This window comes from Rhizobium sp. B21/90, assembly GCF_019355815.1.
GTDB classification, from domain to species: Bacteria; Pseudomonadota; Alphaproteobacteria; order Rhizobiales; family Rhizobiaceae; genus Rhizobium; species Rhizobium rhododendri.
This window is the reverse complement of sequence record NZ_CP072165.1, coordinates 13,473-31,571: the sequence shown is the minus strand read 5'-3', so window position 1 is coordinate 31,571 and position 18,099 is coordinate 13,473. Positions and strand designations below refer to the sequence as shown.

Here is an 18,099-nt window from a genome sequence, read left to right as displayed (position 1 = left end):
CAAGGAGCATTCCATGACGAAAATGATGAAGGCCGCTGTTCTCCACGAATTCGGCAAACCTCTGGTGATCGAGGATGTGCCAGTGCCAGAGCCGCGTGCCGACCAGATCCTGGTCAAGATTGCCGCGACGGGCGTCTGCCATACCGATCTCCATGCCATCAAGGGTGACTGGCCGGTCAAGCCGACCGTGCCGTTCATTCCGGGCCATGAAGGCGTGGGAACCGTCGTCGCCATCGGACGCGACGTCAAGCGCATAAGGGAAGGCGACCGCGTCGGCGTCCCGTGGCTTCATACTGCATGCGGCTATTGCCCCCATTGCCGCACCGGCTGGGAGACGCTCTGCGCCGACCAGCAGAACACCGGCTATTCCGTCAACGGCAGCTTTGCCGAATATGCGCTCGCCGATCCGAATTACGTCGGCCGCCTTCCGGACAATCTGGAGTGGGGTCCCGCAGCACCTATCCTTTGCGCCGGCGTGACGGTTTACAAGGCGCTCAAGGAAACCGAGGTCAAGCCAGGCGAATGGGTGGCGATTTCAGGCGTCGGCGGTCTCGGCCACATGGCAGTTCAGTACGCCAAGGCCATGGGAATGCATGTTGCGGCCATCGACGTTCATCCCGACAAGCTGGCCCTTGCGACAAAGCTCGGGGCGGAGATCGTCATCAATGCCCGTGAGGTCGACCCGGCTGCAGAGCTGCAAAAACGTCTTGGCGGCGTGCATGGCGTTCTCGTCACGGCGGTGTCGCCGGCAGCCTTCGAGCAGGCCTTCGGTGCGCTGCGCTCGCATGGCACGATGGCGCTCGTTGGCCTGCCACCGGGCAAGTTTGCGATGCCGATCTTCGACACGGTCCTGAAGCGCATCACCGTGCGCGGTTCCATCGTCGGCACGCGGCAGGATCTGGAGGAAGCACTGGAATTTGCCGGTGACGGCGCAGTGGCAGCCCACTTCTCCTGGGACAAGCTCGAAAACATCAACGCCATCTTTGCCCGCATGGAAGAGGGCGGCATCGACGGCCGCATCGTTCTGCAGATCGACTAGGCATTTTTATCACCAGTCCCTTACCCAGACCGCAGCCACAGCATTCTCCCGGGGAGGGAACGCTGTAGCCCGGACAACCGTGAAAGTTCGATCCCCATGAAGATTGCAGTGCTCAAGGAAACAAGGGCGGGCGAGAAGCGCGTCGCGCTGGCACCGGCGGTGACGGGCAAGCTCGTCAAGCTCGGCGCCAAACTTCATATGCAGTCTGGTGCCGGCGATGCGGCAAAGCTCCCCGATACAAGCTTTCAGGACGTCGCGTTCGAGCCAGACCTGAAGGCGCTGCTCGGCGATGCCGATATCGTCCTTTCCGTTCAGGCTCCAGCCGTTGCCACCGTCAAGATGATGAAGCCGGGCGCGATCCTGATCTGCCTCGTCTATGCCAACCGGGAGCAGGAACTGGTCAAGGCGCTGTGCGAGGGCAAGATCACGACCTTCGCCATGGAGACGGTGCCCCGCATCAGTCGCGCCCAGGCGATTGACGTGCTTTCGACCCAGTCGGCACTGTCCGGCTACTATGCGCCGCTGCTGGGTGCGGCCAACATGCCGCGAATCCTGCCGATGATGACGACGGCCGTCGGTTCGCTCAGGGCTGCGAAGGTCCTGGTCATGGGGCTCGGCGTTGCCGGGCTGCAGGCACTTGCAACGGCCCATCGCCTTGGCGCGATCACCGAAGGCTACGACGTTCGCCCCGAAACCAAGGAGCAGGCGCTGTCCGTAGGCGCCAAGTTCGTCGAGACCGGCGTCGATGCACGCGGCGAGGGCGGCTATGCCCGGGAATTGACTGCCGAGGAGAAGCTGAAGGTCAATGCGGCCCTGACGCAGCACATCCAGGAGGCCGATCTCATCATCACCACGGCCGCCGTGCCCGGCCGCCCGTCTCCAAAGCTGATCAATGCACAGCAGCTCGCCGGCATGAAGCCGGGGTCAGTTATCGTCGATCTCGGCGCGGAAGGCGGTGGCAATTGCGAGGCAACGAAGCCGGGCGAAACCGTCGAGATCGGGCCGGTCACCATTCTCGCGCCGCTCAATGTGCCGTCTCATCTCGCCCAGCATGCGAGCGAACTCTACGCCAAGAACCTCCTCAATCTCCTCCAACTGATCGTGCGCGATGGCAAGGTGGTGCTCGATTTTGACGATGAGGTCATCGCCAAGACAGTCCTCACTCATGAAGGCCAGATGAGAAACCAGCCACTGCCGAGCGTGGTCCCGGTGAAGACCCCCGAAGGAGCAGCCGTATGATCGCCGACACATCCCTTACCTGGCTCATTGCCCTCTACATCTTCATGCTCGCCGCCATCACCGGCTACGAGGTCATCAGCAAGGTTCCCTCCATCCTCCACACGCCGCTGATGTCCGGCTCCAACTTCATCCACGGCATCGTTGTCGTCGGCGCGCTGCATGCCCTGTTCACGGCGACAAGCATCACCGCGCAGGTTCTCGCCTTCGTGGCTGTGATGCTCGGAGCGGCCAATGCCGCCGGTGGCTACATCGTGACAGACCGGATGCTCGCCATGTTCCGTCCCAGCACCGAAAAGAAGGTTTGATCATGTTCCTTCAACATATCGAGGGGCTGAGCGGCCTTGTGGCCGCAGCTCTCTTCATATTCGGGCTAAAACGCATGTCGTCCCCCGTCACGGCACTTTCGGGGATCGTCGTTGCCGGGATCGGCATGGTCATAGCCGTCGCCGCGAGCTTTCTCGTGCTGGCCGATCTGCCAGAGGCAGCACAGCCGCGCATGCCGGCAAATATCGTACTTGCCGTTCTTGCGCTCGGTCTCGGCGGTGGCTGGGCATGGTGGAATGGCCGCAAGGTCGCCGTCACAGCGATGCCCCAGATGGTTGCGCTCTATAACGGCATGGGCGGCGGTGCGGCGGCGGCCGTTGCTGCAGTCGAACTGCTAAAGGTTGCCACGGCCGAGCCGCTGAATGCCTCCGTCACCATCGCCGGTGCGCTGATCGGCTCTATCTCGCTGACCGGCTCGGTCATCGCCTGGGCAAAGCTCGACGGCCGCATCGACAAGCCATGGCGCTTCACGGGCCAGCGCCTGGTCAACGGGCTGGTGTTCCTGCTCGCCATTGCGCTCGGGACCCTGCTTGTCCTGCAGTACGATGGCCTGCCCACCGTTGTCATCGCGCTCCTGTTCTTCGGCTGCGCGCTGGCGTTCGGCATCCTGATGACGCTGCCGATCGGCGGCGCCGACATGCCGGTGGTGATCTCGCTCTACAACGCTTTTACCGGCCTTGCTGTCGCGCTCGAAGGCTATGCCCTGCAAAATCCTGCGCTGATGATTGCCGGCATGGTGGTCGGCTCGGCCGGCACGATGCTGACCGTGCTGATGGCGAAGGCCATGAACCGGTCGCTTGCAAATGTGCTTTTCAGCAACTTCGGGGACGTTAGCGCCGCCTCGACATCAGACATCGCCGGTAGCATGAAGCCGGCAGACGCCGGCGATGCGGCCATCGCCATGCGCTATGCTTCCAGCGTCATCATCGTTCCGGGCTACGGCCTCGCCGTCGCTCAGGCGCAGCAGAAGCTCTACGAACTGGTGAAGATGCTGCAGGCGGCCGACGTCGATGTGAAGTTTGCCATCCATCCGGTGGCGGGTCGCATGCCGGGGCACATGAACGTGCTGCTTGCCGAGGCTGGCGTTCCCTACGACATCATCTTCGACATGGAGGACATCAACGATGCGTTCGCGACGACCGATGTCGCCCTTGTCATCGGCGCCAACGATGTCGTCAATCCGGCGGCGCGCACCGACAAGTCCTCTCCCATCTACGGCATGCCAATCCTCAATGTCGATCAGGCGCACCAGGTCTACGTCGTCAAGCGAGGGCAGGGCAAAGGCTATGCCGGCGTCGAGAACCTGCTGTTTTACGGCGACAACTGCAACATGGTCTATGGCGACGCCCAGGCCGTGATTACCCAGATGGTCCAGGCCATCAAGGAGCTCGGAGGCTGATCCGGCATCCGCTTCTAACCGGTGGCGCCATGGGAAATCGGACGCGCCACACACTGCGAAAGGTAAGTAACATGGCATATGCAACCATCAATCCCTACACGGGCGAAACGTTGAAAACCTTTGCCGACGCCACGGACGCCGAGGTAGGCACGGCAATCGACAAAGCGCACGCCGCCTTCCTGTCGTGGAAAACGGCACCGTTTGCGGACCGCGCCGAGGTCATGCAGAATGCGGCCGACCTGTTGCGTCGGGATGTCGACAGCTACGCCAATCTGCTGACCCTCGAGATGGGCAAGGTGATATCGGAAGCCCGGGCAGAAGTGGAACTGTCGGCAGCTATCTTTGAATACTACGCGAACAACGCTGAAAGGCTGCTTGCCCCACAAAAGCTGCCGGTGGCCGACCCTGCGGAAGGCGACGCCACTCTGGTGCACGAACCCCTCGGCGTCCTGCTCGCCATCGAGCCCTGGAATTTCCCTTATTACCAGATCGCGCGGATCATCGCCCCGCAGCTGTCGGCGGGCAACACCATGCTGCTCAAGCACGCCTCGAACGTGCCGCAAAGTGCAGCGGCGTTTGAGGGGCTGATGAAGGAAGCTGGCCTGCCCATCGGTGGTTTCCAGAACCTCTATGCCACCCGCTCGCAGATCGAGATAATTCTCAACGATCCCCGCGTGCATGGCGTCGCCCTGACGGGTTCCGAAGGCGCTGGCGCCATTGTCGCCTCCCAAGCGGGCAAGGCCCTAAAAAAATCCACCATGGAACTCGGCGGTGCCGACGCTTTCGTGGTGCTTGCCGATGCCGACATGGAAAAGACCGTCAAATGGGCAGTCTTCGGACGGCACTGGAACGGCGGCCAGGTGTGTGTCTCCTCCAAACGCATGATCATCCTCGATGGCGTCTACGATGCGTTCCTCGCGAGATATATCAAAGGCGTCGCAGCCTTGCGTGCCGGCGATCCCTTCGCACCGGAAACCACGCTCGCGCCAATGTCGTCGCAGGTTGCTGCCGATGAAATCCGCGAGAAGATCGCGCAAGCCGTTGCGCTCGGCGCCACGGCCACCGAAGTCGGGCCCAGCGTTCCCAACCGGGGCGCATTCGTGCAGCCGACGATCCTCACCAACGTCTCGGATGAGAATCCCGCCCGCTATTGGGAATTCTTCGGTCCCGTCTCCATGCTGTTTCGCGCCAGTGACGAAGACGATGCGATCCGCATCGCCAACGATTCGCCTTTCGGCCTCGGTGGCTCGGTGTTCACCTCCGACACCAAGCACGGTGCGGAAGTTGCGGCGAAGATCTCTACCGGCATGGTGTTCGTCAACCATCCGACGATGGTGAAGGCCGATCTGCCCTTCGGCGGCGTCCGTCGCTCCGGTTACGGGCGGGAGCTACTCGACCTCGGGATCAAGGAGTTCGTCAACCACAAGCTGATCAACATCGTCGACATAGACGCACCCTTCTGAGCAGAAATTTCTCCCTGTCGTAGCCGATGCTTCGGTGCCACGACAGGGAGGCCTTACCCCTCCTCTTCAGACCTATCCAACCCCGGGGCCAGAATGTTCGAGACACGCATCCGTCGCAAATCGCTGCTGGACAAGATCACCACGCCGGAGGCTGCGGCCGCCCTGATCAAGGACGGCATGATCATCGGCATGAGCGGCTTCACGAGGGCAGGCGACGCCAAGGCGGTGCCGCTCGCCATGGTCGAACGTGCCAGGACCGATCCATTCAAGATCACCCTGATCACCGGCGCATCGCTCGGCCATGACATCGATCGGATGCTGACCGAGGCTAAAATTCTGGCGCGCCGGATGCCGTTCCAGGTCGACACGACTTTGCGTGCCGCGATCAATCGCGGGGAGGTGATGTTCATCGACCAGCATCTGTCCGAGACGGTCGAACATCTCCGCTCCAACCAGCTCGGTCCGATCGACTACGCCGTCATCGAGGCGACGGCGATTACCGAAGAGGGCGGCATCGTGCCGTCCACTTCGATCGGCAACTCGGCGAGTTTCGCGATCCTTGCCAAGCAGATTATCGTCGAGATCAATCTCAGCCAGCCGCTGGCGCTCGAAGGCCTGCACGACATCTATATCCCCACCAAGCGCCCGTCGCGAGAGCCTATCCCGGTCGTTTCCTGCGATAGCCGCGTCGGTCTTCCCTATGTGCCGATCGATCCGGACAAGATTGCCGCCATCGTCATCACCGGGCAGAAGGACAGCTTCTCGTCCGTCGAGGCACCGGACACGGAAACGGAAGCAATTGCCGGGCACCTGATCCGCTTCATGGAGCAGGAGGTGGCATGCGGCCGGCTCGACCTTTCGCTGCAGCCATTGCAGGCGGGGATCGGTACGATCGCCAACTCGGTGCTTTCAGGATTGGGGAAGGGGCCTTTTCATCACCTCAGGATGTATAGCGAAGTCCTCCAGGACAGCACCTTCGATCTTTTCGATGCCGGAAAGCTCGCATTTGCCTCGGGCTCCTCGATCACGCTCTCGGCCGGATGTGCCGAGCGGGTGTTCGGTGACTTCGACAGATACAAGGCCAAGCTTGTGCTGCGCCCGCAGGAAATCTCCAACCATCCGGAGGTAATCCGGCGTCTCGGGGTAATCGGGATCAACACCGCGCTGGAGGTCGACATCTACGGTAATGTCAATTCCAGCCACTTCAATGGCACGCACATGATGAACGGCATCGGCGGCTCCGGGGATTTCGCGCGCAATGCCTATCTGTCCATCTTCGTCACGAAGTCGCTTGCCAAGGGCGGAAGCATTTCCTCGGTGGTCCCGATGGTCAGCCACGTCGACCACACCGAGCACGATGTCGATATCATCGTCACCGAACACGGCCTCGCAGACCTGCGCGAACTCGCGCCGCGCGAGCGGGCGGCGATGATCATAGCCCGGTGTTCCCATCCGTCCTATCGCGAGCAACTCGAGGATTACCTGGCACGCGCCACCGCGCGCGGCGGCCATACCCCGCACCTGCTCGAAGAGGCGCTATCGTGGCACATCCGCAAGCAGACGACGGGAACCATGCTGCGCTAATCTCGGACCTCGCCTAAAGCGCGGTCATTTCCCCGCGCAGTTTCAGCGCCAGATCCGGGGCATCCGAGGTCAGGTGACCGATGCCGCGCGCAAGCCACCGGCGGATGGTCTCCTCGTCGTTCACCGTCCAGACGCACAGATCTTCGATCGGAACAGCGCCGGTGATGACGTCCCATTCCGCCTCCAGCAATTCGTGGTGTACGGCGACCAGCTTGGCGAGGCCGTCGATCTTCTCGAGGAATCGCGAGATTCCGCCATGCTTTTCTGCCGATATGGCGCTGATCGAGACGAGGCGGGCGATGGCTGGCGCCTGGCGGCGGCAATCCTCCAGAACGGACGTATCGAAGGATGTCAGGCAGCTACGACTGCCGATGCCGAAACGTCCGATCTCACCAGCGACCCGCTCGACGATGCCCTGATAGGGCGTGCCGTTCTCGTCGGCCTTGATCTCGATATGAAAGGCGAGCCGGTTGGCCGGCGCCAGCACTTCCAGCACCTCGGAAAGCGTTGGCATCGCCTCGTGCGTATCCTTCAGCATCACCTTCTGGCGGGCTTCAGGCGAGAGGGTGCGAACCGGGCCGGTATGATCCGTCGTTCGGTCCAGCGTTGCGTCGTGGATGACGACGAGTTCACCGGCCGTGGTCAGGTGGACGTCAAATTCCACCGCGTCGACGCCGAGATCGAGAACGTTGCGAAAGCCCGTCAGCGAGTTTTCGGCCCAGAGATTGCGGGCGCCGCGGTGGCCGGTGATGAGTGTCATTGAGGATGTTTCCTGTTGAGTGGGTGTTAGCGTGTTGTCGGGTCGAGCTTGTCGCGCAGCCAGTCGCCGACAAGCGAGATCGACAGGGTGGTGAGCATGATGACGGCCGAGGGCGCCAGCATGATCCACGGTGCGCGGGTGAGGTATTCTCGCCCGAAGCCGACCATGTTGCCGAGGCTGGATTCGGGCGGCTGGACCCCGAGGCCGAGGAAGGACAGGCTGCTTTCCATCAGGATGATCTCCGGAAATGTCAGCGTCATCGAAACGATCAGCGTCGAGGCGACGTTCGGCAGGATGTGACGGAGGTAGACGCGGAACGGGGATGCGCCGAGCTGCACGACCGCTGCTGCATAACCTTGGGCGCTGGCGGAAATGGCCAGCCCGCGGGCGATACGGGCATAGCGTTCCCAACCGTAGAAACCCATGAGGCAGACGACCAGTGTCATCGACGAGCCGAAGAAGGCCAGTACCGCCAGAGACATGATCAGGAACGGCAGGGCCGCCTGGAAATCGGCTAGCACCAGCACGAGATGTTCGACGATGCCCCGGAATTTCGCGGCAGCAAAGCCGAGCGCCGTGCCGAAGAAGGCCGATATCATCGTCGCCCCGAAGGCAATGATCAGCGACACCTTGATCGACTGCAGCAACCGCGAGAATACGTCCCGACCAAGCTCGTCCGTGCCGGCCCAGTGCTTGAAATGGCCAGGTGCGACAAGACGGCTGCTGAGGTCCATCGCCGTGATGCCGTACGGGCGCAGTTGATCGGCGAAAATCGCGACGAATATCATCACAAGAAGCCAGACGATCCCGAGCCCGATGCTAAGGGGGACATTGCGCCATAACCAGCCGAGCGGCCCCCGTCTCTTGCTCGTCCTCACGGGAATGGATGTCGCATCTACCGTCGTCATGTCCGAAGTCCTCAATGTGCCGACTGGGCGCGCAGGCGTGGATCGAGCCAGCCGTAGAGCATGTCGACGATCAGATTGGAGATAACCATCGTCGCGGCGATCAGCAGCAGGATGCACTGGACGACCGCGAGATCGCGGTTGCTGACCGAGACCACCAGAAGACGACCGATGCCCGGCCAGGAAAAGATCGACTCCACGACGACGGCGCCGGCAATCAGCGTGCCGACCAGGAAGCCGACGATTGTCACGATCGGCACGGCGGCGTTCGGCAATGCATGTTTCCACACAACGTCGCGCCATTTCAGGCCCTTTGCCGAAGCTGTGCGGACATAATGCTGGCCCATCACCTCGATCATCGCACTGCGCGAAAAGCGTGCCAGGATACCGATATAGCCGATGCTCATGGTCACGATCGGCAGGATCATCTGCTGCCACGTGCCTTGGCCACCCGATGGCAGCAGACCGAGGATCACCGAGAAGATCAGCACCAGCAGCAATCCCATCACGAAGGAGGGAACGGTGAAACCGAGGATCGCGGCCATGATGACACTGCGGTCGGCAAAGCTCTGGCGATGCAGGGCGGCATAGACACCCGCCGGAATGCCGATCAGGAGCTGCAGGCAAAGAGCCGGGATAGTCAGTTCCAGTGTCGCCGGTATGCGGTCGATGACCAGATGCAGGGCAGAGGCCCTGTCGCGCATGGAAACGCCGAAATCACCAGTGAGGATGGATTTCATGTAGGCGAAATACTGGACCCACAGGGGCTGGTCGAGACCCCATGCTTTGCGAAAGGCATCGACGGCTTCCTTGGGCACATCGGGACCGAGCATCACCTGCGCCGGATCGCCGGACATGCGCAGCACGACGAAGGCGAAGGTGACGACCGCCACAATGGTAATCAGTGCCCGAAGGATCCGGACGAGAACGAAACGCAGCATGTTTATCTCCCGCTATGCGGCAATCGAGGCGTCGTCGGTCTTCACCAGGTGACAGGCGGCAGTCCGGCCATCGCCGATGGTCTGCAAGGCAGGCACTGTCGTGCGGCATATCTCGGCTGCAATCGGGCAGCGCGGATGGAAGGCACAGCCGGAAGGCCGGTTGGCAGGGTTCGGCGGCTCGCCCTGCAGGATGACCCGACCCTCAAGCTGTCTGCCCGGAACAGGCACGCTGGAGACGAGAGCCTTGGTGTAGGGATGCTGCGGCGAACTGAAGATCACGTCCGAGGAGGCTTCCTCGACGATCCGCCCGAGATACATTACGGCGACGCGGTCGGCGATGTTGCGAACGACCTTCAAGTCATGGCTGATGAACACCATGGCGAGCCGGTTTTCCGCCTGCAGGTCGCTCAGCATGTTCACAACTTGCGCCTGGATCGACACATCGAGCGCCGAGACGGGCTCGTCGCAAACGATCAGCTTCGGGCGAGACGCCAGCGCCCTGGCGATGACGGCGCGCTGCCGTTGGCCGCCGGAAAGTTCATGGGGATAGCGATCGGCCTGGTCTTGGCGCAGCCCGACTGCGGACATCAACTCGGTCACACGCAGATTGCGCTGTTCCTTGGGCACGAGCTTGTGGATATCGAGGGGCTCGCGGATCTGGGCGGAAATCGTCAGGCGCTTGTCGAGCGCTGCCAGCGGATCCTGGTGGACGAATTGCATCTTTGCCCGCCATGCCCGCCAAAGGCGGGTCGCCACGGCCGGCATGGGCTTGCCTTCGAACAGAACCTCGCCCGACTGGACAGGATCGATGCCGAGCAACATCCGGCCAAGCGTCGACTTGCCCGACCCGGATTCCCCGACGATACCGAGCGTCTCGCCGACGTTGACGGATAGCGATATGCCGTCGACGGCCCGCACAGGTGTGGGCCTGCCGAAAGCACCGGTCGGGATATGATAGGTTCGAACGAGGCTTCTGGCCTCGAGAAGCGGCGTCACGAGGCAACCTCTTCCGCAACTCTGGACGGAAAACTCACCAGCTCACGCGCAGGCACGGGGCGCAGGCAGGCGAGCTTCCTGCCATCCTCCATCGTCTCGAAAGCCGGCATCTCATGACGACAGTTTTCCACGGCGCGCGCGCAACGTGGCGAAAATGCACATCCGGATGGCATATGCTTCGGGTTCGGGACAGTGCCGGGAATGGGGACCAGGCGCTTGCGTGGCCCGTCGATGGTCGGAATGGCGTCGAACAGGCCGCGTGTATAGGGATGGCGCGGTTCAGAGAAGAGCTGGGCAATGCTGCCCTCTTCGATGATCCGTCCGGCATACATGACGCAGATCCGTTCGCAGACCTGTGAGACCGCGCCGAGATCGTGGCTGATGAACACGGTCGCCATACCGGTCTCCGCCCGAATCTGGATCAGCAGATCGAGAATCTGCGCCTGGATCGTCGCATCGAGCGCCGTTGTCGGCTCATCGGCAATCAGCAGATCGGGTTCGCCGGCCAGTGCCATGGCGATCATCAGTCGCTGACATTGGCCACCGGAAAATTCATGCGGATAGAGATCGACGCGACGGCGGGCGTCGGGGATGCCGACGATGTCCAGCAGCCGCAGTGTTTCGGCCGCTGCCGCTGCTCCGTGCAGTCCGCGGTGGAGCGCAAGAGCCTCGGCAATCTGCCGACCGATGCGCTGCACGGGGTTGAGCGAACTCGACGGATCCTGGAAAATGATCGCGATGCGGCCGCCTCTGACCTGTTCGAGCACTGAGCGGGGGGCGCCGCAGAGTTCCCGGCCTTCGAGCGTCACGGAGCCGCTGATCTGGGCCCGGCGCGGCAGCAGGCCTAGTGCCGCGAGCCAGGTCACGGACTTGCCGCAGCCGGATTCACCGACGAGCCCGACCGATTCCCCTCGTCTTATGTCGAGATCGATGCCGTGAAGCACAGGAACGCCGTCGAAGGCGACCTTCAGATTGCGGAGCTCTACGAGATTGGTTAGCAACGGGACGGTCTCCCTCTAAATGACGGCGCTCGTATCGAAGTCCGGGCGGGAGGCGCTTGGACAGGCCGTGTCTGGTACAAAAAAATGCCCCGGCAGCATCATGCAGCCGAGGCAAATAGATCGGGGTCTCAGCTGGCCCAGTTGTTGGCGCGGAAGTCCATGGCGAAGGCGGGCGCTGCCTTCCATTTCAGGGACGATTTCATGCCGGTAAATACCGCGTTCTGGTGGAGGACCTGGTAGGCCGGATCTTCGCGCTCGCAGATCTCGAGCATGCGAGCAAATGCCTTCTTGCGTGCCGCGCGGTCTGTCGATGTCTCGAGAATTCCAGACATCTGGTTTGCCTCGGCGTTGAACCAGTCCTTTTGCTGCTGGATTTCGCTGTTCGGTCCGAACTGGCTGACAATGCAGGAGACCGGATCGTTGAAGGCCGGGGATGCGGACCAGTCGCGCACGCCCTTCATGCTGCTTGCGTCCTGGATCTGGGCCCAGTTTTCCTTCATCTGGATCTCGACATTGATGCCGACCTGCTTCCACATCTCCACCATGATCTGGCCGTTGGACGTCTGGTTGGTGTAGTAGTTGTTGAGCAGGCGGAAGGGGATGGCATCGCCCTTGTAGTTGGCCTGCTTCAGGAGATCCTTGGCCATCTCCGGATTGTATTCCGGAACCGTCCATCCCTTGACGAACATCTCGCCATAGGAGTCAAATTGCAGGCCGGCCGGGATGTTCGTCTTGCCGGCCCACAGGGCATCGACGATGGCCTGGCGATCGATCGCATGGGTCATGGCACGGCGCACCAGCGGATTGGCGAGCACCGGGTTCTGAGTGCTGAAAACCGAGATGCGGTGGTTGAAAATGGTCGAGCCCTGAACCTCGAAGCCCGAAGTTGCCTGGACGGCACCTATCTGGTCCGGCGGCAGGTCGCAGGCGAAATCGAACTGGCCGGAGAGAAGGCCGTTCACGCGCGACGAGACTTCAGGCACTTCGACGAAGCGGATTTGCTCGAGCGGAGGGCGGCCGCCCCAGTACTGGTCGAAGGCCAGCAGCGTCAGGGATACGTCTGGCTTGTACTCGCCGACCATGTAGGCGCCTGTCGTGATCGGCTTGCGTGCCCAGTCGAGATAGGAGGGGGCTTCATCCCAGGCGCGGCGATTGGCGATCTGGCTGCCGAAGGCGTAAAGCCGGCCTTCGAGCGTGACATCCGGCGTGACATTGTGGAACCGTACCGTGTACTTGTCGACAGCCTCGACACCGGCCAGTGCCGGCCAGAGACGTCGTCCGACGCCCGGGAAGGTGGCCGGCAGTTCCTTTGCCGTCGTCGGCTTGTTGTCGGCCTCGAAAATGGTCTTGCCGCCTGCAGGCTGGCTGTTGCCGAAGACGCGCTGCGGCGAGAAGCTGAACACGACGTCATCGGCAGTCAGCTCGTCGCCATTGTGGAATTTGACGCCCTGGCGGAGCGTCAGTTCGAGTGTTTTTTCGTCGATGCGTTTCCACTCGGTGGCAAGACCCGGGATCGGCTCCTGGTTACCCATCCAGTTGCGGACGATCAGGCCTTCCCACAGATTGGGGAAGAATATGCGCTCTCCGACGTTCGACTGCTCGTACCAGATATCCAGCGTGTTGTTGATGGTGATCTTCTGGACTGCGACCGTGATGGACGGGCGCTTGCCCTGGCCCATCGACAGTTTCGGGAGCATGAGACTGCCGGCGGTCCCGCCGATCAAACCGAGGGCTGCACGCCGATTGAGTGAAATCATGGTAATCTCCTGTGAGCGGCATTTCGCCTCGTCGCAGGGGAGGGGTATCCGCTCGCTGGATGTCACGTCGTTGAAACTGGGGTGAATTTTTGGTGACACGGGTGCATCAGGCGGTCATCCGTTCAACCATGGGAAAGAGGAGCGCAGAGCTGAAGAGCAGATTTTTGCCAGCGCCGAAGGCGCAAAACTGCGCTCGTGCGGCCGTAAGCGACGGTCGGGGAAAGGCGCCTTGGCGAGCCGTTCCCTTCGATCGACATGCCTATGCCCGCCAGAAATACTCTGGCGGGCATAGGTCGTTCGGTAGCGTTGTTGGCTAGAGGTTGCCGAGGAGGTCGTTGACGCGCGACTCCATATCCTTGAGGGCAGCGCCTACATCCTTCTGGCCGGTGACGGCCGAGCTCATTTCCTGGCCGATGATGTCCTGAATGGCGAACTGGCGCTGGACTGCGGAGGGAAGCGGGGTGCCGAGTGTCGTGATCGATGAAATGGTGTCACGATGCGGCAGCGCCAGGAATTCCTTGGATGTCAGCACGGCCTTGATCGCCGGCAGATGGCCGGTGCGTGACCAGTCAAAGTCGTTGTCGTGGAAGAATTTCAGGAATTTGCCGATTGCGGCTATCTGTTCCGGCGAGCGATCCTTCTGCGATACCGCCCAGCTATGTCCATCGGCATACTGCGCCTTCTTGCCGGGGAAGAGCTGCGGATAGGGATAGACGGCATAGCCGCCGGCATTGAGCGAGGTTCCGGCCTTTTCCGACGACGCAGTGTAGTCGCCGATCATCCACGTGCCGTTCAGATGAACGCCGCCTTCGCCGGCCAGGAATGCATTGATGCTGGCGGAGTAGTCGAGATCCTTGGTCGTGTCGCCATTGTCGAAGATAGCCTTGTACATCTCAACGACTTTTCTGGCTTCCGGCGTATCCAGCTTCACATGCTTAGGATCGGCGAAGAAATTGGAATCCTGCTGAAACAGGTAGGTGTAGAGATTGCGGGTATAGAGAGCGACCTCGTTGGCAAGGTTCTGGACGAAATAGGGCTTGCCGGTCTTTTCCCGGAATTGCTTTGCCTGCGCCAGAAGCTCGTCGACGTTTTTCGGCAGTATCGGTGTGCCGTCGGCATTGACGAGACCGGCCTTCTTGAAGAGACCCATGTTGATGTGGAAGAGCATGGTCCAGTTGTCGATCGGCAGGCCGTAGATCTTGCCTTCCTTGGTAACGCCGCTGAGGCTTGCCTCTGTGAAATCGGTAGAGGCGACGCCGACAGATTTCAGGACATCGTCGAGCGGCATCAGCAGGCCTCTCGAGGCATAATCGCCCAGCACTGACTGGTGGATCGTGACGATATCCGGCGGGTCGCCAGCGGCGAACTGGGCCGTCAGCTGATCGTAGCCCGGCCATTCCACAGTGGTGACGCTGACGTGCACATCGGGATTGTCGGCGTTGAACTTGTTGATCAGCGACGTCATGATGCCGCATTCGCCCACCGCCTTGGATACATCGGTGTTGGTGCCGAAATCCGCATCGCAGGCGCCGAAGAAGCGCTGCACCGAGAGTTCGGTTGCGGCAAAGGCGGGACTAGCCCCGGCGAGAGCAACGACCGAAGCCGCCGCCAGCAGATATCTCCTGAAAATATGCGTCATATCATCTCCTCCTCGTGGGGTCGTTAACCCCTGTTGGCCCCTCCCAGGGCATTGTCTCGACGTGTCAGGCGCGTAGTAGTTCATCGGACGGCGTTACCGGAGACCGCCGTGACGATGTACTTCTGGAAAAACAGGTAGAGAACGAGCACCGGCGCGCCGGCAAAGACCGCCTGCGCCATCAGGAAGCCCAGTCCCTCCGACTGGGCAAAATTGCTTTGCGTCGAGGCCATGCCGACGGTCAGCGTGAACATGTCCTTGCGCGTGCCCGAGATCAGCGGCCAGAGGTATTCGTTCCAGGAATTCAGGAAGGTAAAGATCCCGAGGGTCGCCTGTGCCGGGATGGTGAGCGGCAGCAGGACCTTCCAGAAGATCTTGAACCGGCTGGCATTGTCGAGCAAAGCCGCCTCGTCGAGCTCCTTCGGAATAGCACGGAAATACTGGGTCATCAGGAACACGCCGAATGGCGCCGAAAGGCCAGGCAGGATCAGCCCCTGATACGTATTGTGAAATTTCAGCCAGCTGAAAATCTGGTGGCGGGCAATCAGCACGGCCTGCTCGGGAACCGCAAGGCCGAGTAGGACAATGATGAACAGCACGTCGCGGTAGGGGAAGTTCAGCCGGGCGAACCCATAGCCGGCGAGCGAGGCCAGGATCAGGGTCATGATGGTCATCGTGCCCGACACGATCAGGCTGTTGAGGATCCAGCGGAAGACCGACGACGTGCCGAGGATGTCGATATAGTTCTTTATCGTGTAGGGAGCGCGAAAGACGGCATTCATATCCGTCATCAGCTCCTTGTTTTCCTTCAGCGACAGGGCGACGACCCAGACCACCGGCGCCATCATCACGATGGCAACGGCAATCACCAGCCCCAGGATAACGCGGTCGCCGACGGAGCTTCCGATCGTGGTGGATGTCGGGTTGATGCTCATCCTTCTTCCCCTTGCCGGCGAGAGAACAGGTATTGCGCCATGGCCGCAATCAGGATCAGCACGAACAGCACCTCGGAAGCGGCAGCCCCGAGGCCGAGATCCCACTTGGTGAAGGCGGTCTCGTAGATGTAATAGACGATCGGCTTCGAAGCGTTGTTGGGGCCACCCTGGGTCAGCAGCTTGGACTGGCCGAACAGCTGGAACTGCAGCACGATCTGGATGATGACGACGAGCACGAAGGTGCGCCGTATCGAGGGCAGGGTGATGTACCACAGCACACGCCAGCGGCTGGCATTGTCGAGCGCCGCAGCCTCGTAGATATCGCCCGGTATCTGCTGCAGTGCCGAAAGGAAGAGCATCATCGGCAGCCCGATGCACCACCAGATGGTGGCGATGGCAATGGCGATCATCGCCAGGTCCTGATTGGACAGGAAGGCGGGCGCGGTTGCCCCGAACCAGCCGTAGATGGTCGTCAGCAATCCGAAATTCGGCACGAAGACGATCCGCCAGATCAGCGTCACGATCGTTACCGACAGCACCGAGGAGGAGAAATAGACTGCGCGGAGGATGGTGGCGGTGCGCGTCTTGCGGTTCAGCCCCAACGCCAGCAGCAGGCCCATGACCGCGAGAAGCGGCACGGTGAGGGCAACGAAATAGAAGGTGTTGCCAATCGACTGCAGGAATATCTTGTCGTTGTAGAGCCTCAGATAATTGCCCAGGCCGACGAATTTTCCGACGCCGAAGGTGTCCGCCTTGTGGACGCTCAGCCATATGCCCCAGAACAGCGGCACGACCAGCAGGGTCACGAAGAAGAACAGGAAGGGCACGATGAAGAGCGCATTGCGCCACTGCGGAGCGTTGACGCCCAGGTGACGGCGGCGTCCAACCGATGATACCGCAGGACGTGCGAGGGACAGCGCGACCTCAGCCATGAAGGCGCTCCTCGCAATGCCACGCGCGTCCATCCGCATCGAAGAGATGCACCCTGGTTCCGTCGATGGCGAGGGAGACGGTATCGCCGACAGCCACTCGGCTGTTGCCGATGTCTTCGGCGACGATGATGCTTTCGTCAGCCAGCCGCACGTACAGCAGCGTCCGGTCACCGAGCCGTTCCAGCACATCCACCTTGCCCGTCACGGCAGCTGGCGCCGATCCGGCGAGCTTCACCGCCTCGGCCCGGATGCCGAGCGTGTAGTCGCCTCCGGCAGCGATGCCACCGGGCCGGATGGCGGTCTCCACCGTGCTGCCATCGGCAAGGGTCGCCTGAAGAAAACCGTCGCGCTCCGACAGCTTTACGGACAGGAAGTTCATTGTCGGCGAACCGACGAAGGCGGCGACGAAACGGCTGGCTGGCCTTGTATAGATATCCATCGGCGAGCCGATCTGCTCGATCCGGCGGTTGTTCATCACCACGATGCGATCGGCCAGCGTCATGGCTTCGATCTGGTCGTGGGTTACGAAGACCATCGTCGATTGCACGCGGTTTCTGAGCTGCGCCAGTTCAAGCCGGGTGCGCACCCGCAACGCCGCATCGAGGTTCGACAGCGGTTCGTCGAAGAGAAAGGCTTTCGGTTCCTTGACGATGGCGCGGCCGATGGCAACGCGCTGGCGCTGGCCGCCGGAAAGCTGGCCGGGTTTTCGATCGAGCAGATGACCGATTTCCAGCATGCGGGCTGCTTCCGCCACGCGGGCGTCGATCACATCGGCTGCAACCTTGATGTTGCGCAGGCCGAAAGCCATGTTGTCGGCGACGGTCATGTGCGGATAGAGCGCGTAGCTCTGGAACACCATGGCAATGTCGCGCTGGCCCGGCGGCAGCGTATCGATCCGCTGCCCGTTGATCGAGATCGTGCCCTCGTCGACGGTTTCGAGCCCGGCAATCATGCGCAGCAGAGTAGACTTGCCGCAGCCGGAAGGCCCGAGGAAGACCATGAACTCGTTGGCCTTGATCGTCAGCGACAGGCTGTCGAGCACCGTCAGCGCTCCGAAACGCTTGCTGACATTGAGAATTTCGATATCAGCCGTCATGTCGGCACCTGCGCACCGGACGCTGAAACGAAAATTCTGATATCGATATGCGAGCAGCAACCGTTACAGATGAACCCGCCAGCTGTTGCGGC

The 18,099-nt window shown here is 61.5% G+C and carries 16 protein-coding genes; 6 read left to right on the top strand and 10 right to left on the bottom strand.

Annotation, left to right across the window (positions count from 1 at the left end):
• Positions 1 to 13: 13 nt before the first annotated feature.
• The 6 genes from adhP (at position 14) to J5278_RS28140 (ending at position 7,048) form a co-directional block, all read left to right on the top strand.
• Entirely contained in the window at positions 14 to 1,039 is a 1,026-nt protein-coding gene (gene adhP / locus J5278_RS28165) for an alcohol dehydrogenase AdhP (protein ID WP_209185632.1), read from the top strand.
• 90 nt (positions 1,040 to 1,129) lie between these two features.
• Positions 1,130 to 2,278 (top strand): NAD(P) transhydrogenase subunit alpha, encoded by a 1,149-nt coding sequence (locus tag J5278_RS28160; RefSeq protein ID WP_209185719.1) that lies wholly within the window; start codon positions 1,130 to 1,132, stop codon positions 2,276 to 2,278.
• Positions 2,275 to 2,583, top strand: a complete 309-nt coding sequence (locus tag J5278_RS28155) for an NAD(P) transhydrogenase subunit alpha (protein WP_209185631.1) — start codon at positions 2,275 to 2,277, stop codon at positions 2,581 to 2,583. Before J5278_RS28160 ends, J5278_RS28155 begins: the two co-directional genes overlap by 4 nt.
• 2 nt (positions 2,584 to 2,585) lie before the next feature.
• Positions 2,586 to 4,001, top strand: coding sequence for an NAD(P)(+) transhydrogenase (Re/Si-specific) subunit beta (locus J5278_RS28150; RefSeq protein WP_209185630.1), 1,416 nt, complete (start codon positions 2,586 to 2,588; stop codon positions 3,999 to 4,001).
• Between the two features lie 71 nt (positions 4,002 to 4,072).
• Positions 4,073 to 5,464, top strand: a complete 1,392-nt coding sequence (locus J5278_RS28145; protein ID WP_209185629.1) for an NAD-dependent succinate-semialdehyde dehydrogenase — start codon at positions 4,073 to 4,075, stop codon at positions 5,462 to 5,464.
• Between the two features lie 93 nt (positions 5,465 to 5,557).
• Entirely contained in the window at positions 5,558 to 7,048 is a 1,491-nt protein-coding gene (locus J5278_RS28140; RefSeq protein WP_142824968.1) for an acetyl-CoA hydrolase/transferase family protein, read from the top strand.
• Between the two features lie 13 nt (positions 7,049 to 7,061).
• Here J5278_RS28140 and J5278_RS28135 read toward each other — a convergent pair whose 3' ends face one another.
• The 10 genes from J5278_RS28135 to J5278_RS28090 all read right to left on the bottom strand — a co-directional run bounded on the left by J5278_RS28135 (position 7,062) and on the right by J5278_RS28090 (position 18,007).
• The gene (locus tag J5278_RS28135) at positions 7,062 to 7,808 is read right to left on the bottom strand and encodes a glycerophosphodiester phosphodiesterase family protein (RefSeq protein WP_209185628.1); all 747 of its coding nucleotides are present in this window, start codon (positions 7,806 to 7,808) and stop codon (positions 7,062 to 7,064) included.
• A gap of 26 nt (positions 7,809 to 7,834) precedes the next feature.
• Positions 7,835 to 8,716: an ABC transporter permease gene (locus J5278_RS28130; RefSeq protein WP_209185627.1), complete on the bottom strand. Its 882-nt coding sequence runs from the start codon at positions 8,714 to 8,716 to the stop codon at positions 7,835 to 7,837.
• Positions 8,717 to 8,727: 11 nt separating this feature from the next.
• Positions 8,728 to 9,654, bottom strand: coding sequence for an ABC transporter permease (locus J5278_RS28125; protein ID WP_209185626.1), 927 nt, complete (start codon positions 9,652 to 9,654; stop codon positions 8,728 to 8,730).
• Between the two features lie 12 nt (positions 9,655 to 9,666).
• Positions 9,667 to 10,650, bottom strand: coding sequence for an ABC transporter ATP-binding protein (locus tag J5278_RS28120; RefSeq protein WP_209185625.1), 984 nt, complete (start codon positions 10,648 to 10,650; stop codon positions 9,667 to 9,669).
• Positions 10,647 to 11,651 carry an ABC transporter ATP-binding protein gene (locus J5278_RS28115; protein ID WP_209185624.1) on the bottom strand — a complete coding sequence of 335 codons (1,005 nt, stop codon included), beginning with the start codon at positions 11,649 to 11,651 and terminating at the stop codon, positions 10,647 to 10,649. Before J5278_RS28115 ends, J5278_RS28120 begins: the two co-directional genes overlap by 4 nt.
• 128 nt (positions 11,652 to 11,779) lie before the next feature.
• Positions 11,780 to 13,408, bottom strand: a complete 1,629-nt coding sequence (locus J5278_RS28110) for an ABC transporter substrate-binding protein (RefSeq protein WP_209185623.1) — start codon at positions 13,406 to 13,408, stop codon at positions 11,780 to 11,782.
• Positions 13,409 to 13,721: 313 nt separating this feature from the next.
• Positions 13,722 to 15,047, bottom strand: a complete 1,326-nt coding sequence (locus J5278_RS28105) for an ABC transporter substrate-binding protein (RefSeq protein WP_209185622.1) — start codon at positions 15,045 to 15,047, stop codon at positions 13,722 to 13,724.
• A gap of 80 nt (positions 15,048 to 15,127) precedes the next feature.
• A complete protein-coding gene (locus J5278_RS28100) occupies positions 15,128 to 15,979 on the bottom strand; it encodes a carbohydrate ABC transporter permease (RefSeq protein ID WP_209185621.1) in 852 nt (283 codons plus the stop codon).
• Positions 15,976 to 16,911 carry a carbohydrate ABC transporter permease gene (locus J5278_RS28095; RefSeq protein WP_209185620.1) on the bottom strand — a complete coding sequence of 312 codons (936 nt, stop codon included), beginning with the start codon at positions 16,909 to 16,911 and terminating at the stop codon, positions 15,976 to 15,978. Before J5278_RS28095 ends, J5278_RS28100 begins: the two co-directional genes overlap by 4 nt.
• On the bottom strand, positions 16,904 to 18,007 hold the full coding sequence (locus tag J5278_RS28090; RefSeq protein WP_209185619.1) for an ABC transporter ATP-binding protein: 1,104 nt from the start codon (positions 18,005 to 18,007) through the stop codon (positions 16,904 to 16,906). Before J5278_RS28090 ends, J5278_RS28095 begins: the two co-directional genes overlap by 8 nt.
• Between the last annotated feature and the right edge of the window lie 92 nt (positions 18,008 to 18,099).

Excerpts from the sequence above, each read along its gene's own strand:
- J5278_RS28095 (WP_209185620.1), bottom strand. The coding sequence starts at position 16,911 with ATGGCTGAGGTCGCGCTGTCCCTCGCACGTCCTGCGGTATCATCGGTT.
- J5278_RS28140 (WP_142824968.1), top strand. The coding sequence starts at position 5,558 with ATGTTCGAGACACGCATCCGTCGCAAATCGCTGCTGGACAAGATCACC.
- J5278_RS28125 (WP_209185626.1), bottom strand. The coding sequence starts at position 9,654 with ATGCTGCGTTTCGTTCTCGTCCGGATCCTTCGGGCACTGATTACCATT.
- J5278_RS28135 (WP_209185628.1), bottom strand. The coding sequence starts at position 7,808 with ATGACACTCATCACCGGCCACCGCGGCGCCCGCAATCTCTGGGCCGAA.
- J5278_RS28100 (WP_209185621.1), bottom strand. The coding sequence starts at position 15,979 with ATGAGCATCAACCCGACATCCACCACGATCGGAAGCTCCGTCGGCGAC.
- J5278_RS28130 (WP_209185627.1), bottom strand. The coding sequence starts at position 8,716 with ATGACGACGGTAGATGCGACATCCATTCCCGTGAGGACGAGCAAGAGA.
- adhP (WP_209185632.1), top strand. The coding sequence starts at position 14 with ATGACGAAAATGATGAAGGCCGCTGTTCTCCACGAATTCGGCAAACCT.
- J5278_RS28110 (WP_209185623.1), bottom strand. The coding sequence starts at position 13,408 with ATGATTTCACTCAATCGGCGTGCAGCCCTCGGTTTGATCGGCGGGACC.
- J5278_RS28155 (WP_209185631.1), top strand. The coding sequence starts at position 2,275 with ATGATCGCCGACACATCCCTTACCTGGCTCATTGCCCTCTACATCTTC.
- J5278_RS28145 (WP_209185629.1), top strand. The coding sequence starts at position 4,073 with ATGGCATATGCAACCATCAATCCCTACACGGGCGAAACGTTGAAAACC.
- J5278_RS28105 (WP_209185622.1), bottom strand. The coding sequence starts at position 15,047 with ATGACGCATATTTTCAGGAGATATCTGCTGGCGGCGGCTTCGGTCGTT.
- J5278_RS28090 (WP_209185619.1), bottom strand. The coding sequence starts at position 18,007 with ATGACGGCTGATATCGAAATTCTCAATGTCAGCAAGCGTTTCGGAGCG.
- J5278_RS28150 (WP_209185630.1), top strand. The coding sequence starts at position 2,586 with ATGTTCCTTCAACATATCGAGGGGCTGAGCGGCCTTGTGGCCGCAGCT.